The 2817-nt window shown below is 66.6% G+C and carries 2 protein-coding genes; both read left to right on the top strand.

Annotated features, from left to right (window positions below):
* Positions 1–264: 264 nt before the first annotated feature.
* Positions 265–1788: an IS21 family transposase gene (gene istA / locus KDK82_RS30615; protein ID WP_088167130.1), complete on the top strand. Its 1524-nt coding sequence runs from the start codon at positions 265–267 to the stop codon at positions 1786–1788.
* Between the two features lie 53 nt (positions 1789–1841).
* Positions 1842–2621, top strand: a complete 780-nt coding sequence (gene istB / locus KDK82_RS30620; RefSeq protein ID WP_088167131.1) for an IS21-like element helper ATPase IstB — start codon at positions 1842–1844, stop codon at positions 2619–2621.
* Positions 2622–2817 lie beyond the last annotated feature (196 nt).

Below are 2817 nucleotides of genomic sequence, written 5' to 3' on the forward strand. Positions count from 1 at the left end.
TTCGCCCCGTGCGGTCGTTGCTGCGTATTTCGGCGCATCGTGACCGCCGATTTCGGCATCGTGACCGCGCATTTCGGTCATCGTGACCGAGCTTTCATTTCGGCTCATCGTGACCGACCGTTTCGGGATCGTGACCGCCCATTTCGGCGATCGTGACCGCCGTGACGACGCCCCGTAAGAAGGGCGCCGATCCAGCCGGCAGTGCTGCGTAGAGAACGCAACCCGGGTCTCCTACCCTCGACGGTTTTTGCCCTCGAGCCGCGGATGCCCAAGCAACAACTCTCTCTACGCATGATCAAAGATGTTCTCCGCCTGAAGTGGCACGCCCAGCTCTCGCACGAGCAAGTCGCCGCCACGTTGAAGATCTCCAAGGGCGTCGTCGCCAAGTACGTCGGCCTGGCCACCGCAGCCGGCCTGGACTGGGGCACCGTCCAGGACTGGAGCGAACAGCAGCTCTCTACTGCGCTGCAACCTCGCTCGGCAGCCGCGCTGTCCGTCGTCGTGCCCGACTGGGGCCGCATCCACCGCGAACTCGACCGCAAGGGCGTCACGCTGATGCTGCTGTGGCAGGAATACGTGCAGGCGAATCCGAAGGGCCGCACCTGGCGCTACACGCAGTTCTGCGAGCACTACAAGGCCTTCGCCGCCACGCTCAAGCGCTCGATGCGCCAGCACCGACGCGCCGGGGAGAAGATGTTCATCGACTACGCCGGCTCCACGGTGCCGCTGAGCGATGGCGCCCGCGCCCAGATCTTCGTCTCGGCCATGGCCGCCTCCAGCTGCGTGTTCGCCTGCGCGACGCCCACGCAGCGCCTGGACGACTGGATCGAAGGCATGGTGCGGGCACTGCACTTCTATCAGGGTGTGCCGGCGCTTGTCGTCCCCGACAACGCCACGGCCGTGATCGCCTCGGCCGACCGCTACGAGCCCCGTGCCAACGACACGGTGCAGGACTTCGCCCGCTATTACGGCACCTCGGTCCTTCCAGCGCGCCCGCGTTCTCCAAAAGACAAAGCCACCGCAGAAAGTTCGGTTCAAGTGATCGGCCGCTGGGTCTTGGCGCGGCTGCGGCACCACCGCTTCGACACCGTCGCGCAGGTGGACGCGGCTATCGCCCGACTGCTGCCCAGCGTGAACGAACGCCCGTTCCAGAAGTTGCCCGGCAGCCGCGCCAGCGTGTTCGCCGAACTGGACGCGCCTGCCCTGATGCCGCTGCCGCCACAGCGCTATGAACTGGCCCGCTTCAAGACGGTGAAGGTCCACATCGACTATCACGTTGAGGTGGACGGCCACCGCTACAGCGTGCCCCACGCACTGGTGGGGCAGACGCTGGAGGCACGGCTCACGAAGCACGCCGTGGAGCTGCTGCTGCGCGCTCAACGGGTGGCCGCCCATATCCGCAGCGACCGGCGCGGCGGCTTCACCACGGTCGAAGCGCACATGCCCGCGGCGCACCGGGCACAGCTGCAATGGACGCCCCAGCGCCTGATCGAGTGGGGCCAGCAGATCGGCATGGCCTGCGGTGAACTCGTCACCCGGCTGCTGCAGACCTACAAGCATCCGGAGCATGGTTACCGCTCCTGCCTGGGGCTGCTGAGCCTGTCGCGGCGCTACGGCCGTGAGCGGCTGGAGGCGGCGTGCGAACGCGCCCTGGCGCTGGGGACCGTGCGCTACCGGCACGTGCGCGACCTGCTGGCCAACAACCGCGATCTCCTCGCCCAGGAGGCGCCCGCCGAATGGACCAGTCCCGTCCACGCCAATGTGCGCGGCCCGGACTACTACCAATGAGGCGATCTGCCGTGACGCCTTCGCTCCCTGCAAACCACCGAACTCTGACCCCCATGCTCAACAACGCCACCATCGCCCAACTGCGCTCCCTCAAACTCCAAGGCTTCGCCGACGCGCTGCAACAGCAGCACGAGCAAGCCGACTGCCTGGGTCTGTCCTTCGATGAACGCCTGGCTCTGCTGGTCGAACGGGAGGTCTACGCTCGCGGTGACCGCAAGCGCACCCGGCTGCTGCAGAGGGCCCAGCTGAAGTACACGACCGCGACGTTGGAGGATGCGAGCTTCGAGGGCATCCGCGGCATCGATCGCTCGGCGTTGATGGGCCTGGCGCTGTCCACGTGGATCGAGCGTGGCGAGACGATCTGCTTCGCCGGCGCCACCGGGCTGGGAAAGACGTGGCTGGCCTGCGCGCTGGCGCAATACGCCTGCCGCCAGGGCCACTCGGCGCTGTACTTGCGCGTGCCGCGCCTGGCCGAGGAGCTGCGCATCCTGCACGGCGCGGGCAGCTTCCGGCGCTGGCTGCAGCAGTTGGCCAAGGTGGACGTGCTGGTCTTGGATGATTGGGGAACAGGCGCCATCGACGCTGCGACCCGGGCCGACCTGTTGGAGATCGTCGACGACCGCAGCGCCCAGCGGGCCACGATCATCACGCATCAACTCCCCATTGAGCACTGGCACGCGTGGCTGGGTGACCCGACCGTTGCAGACGCGATCCTCGATCGCTTGATGCAGCACTGCCGGCGCTTCACGCTCGACGGTGAATCCCGTCGCACGGGACGCAACGCTGGTGTGGCAAACAAGTCGAATAAGACAACTCAGGAGGCCAAATCTTGACCTGACCCCGCGCCGCCTACCCTAGACTCCACCCTCTACGCAACACCTGCCGCCGGACCGGCGGTCACGATCGCCGAAACGGGCGGTCACGATACCGAAACGACATTTACCGGCGCCCTCAGCGGCGTCGGTCACGATGGCCGAAATGACCGGTCACGTTCGCCGAAATACGCACGTTGCTCGTCGCCATTGCAAA

It is taken from the genome of Delftia sp. K82, assembly GCF_002193035.1.
Lineage (GTDB): Bacteria > Pseudomonadota > Gammaproteobacteria > Burkholderiales > Burkholderiaceae_C > Comamonas > Comamonas acidovorans.

What these genes read in the sequence shown, in the direction of transcription:
- istA (WP_088167130.1), top strand. Translation starts at nt 265, where the DNA reads ATGCCCAAGCAACAACTCTCTCTACGCATGATCAAAGATGTTCTCCGC.
- istB (WP_088167131.1), top strand. Translation starts at nt 1,842, where the DNA reads ATGCTCAACAACGCCACCATCGCCCAACTGCGCTCCCTCAAACTCCAA.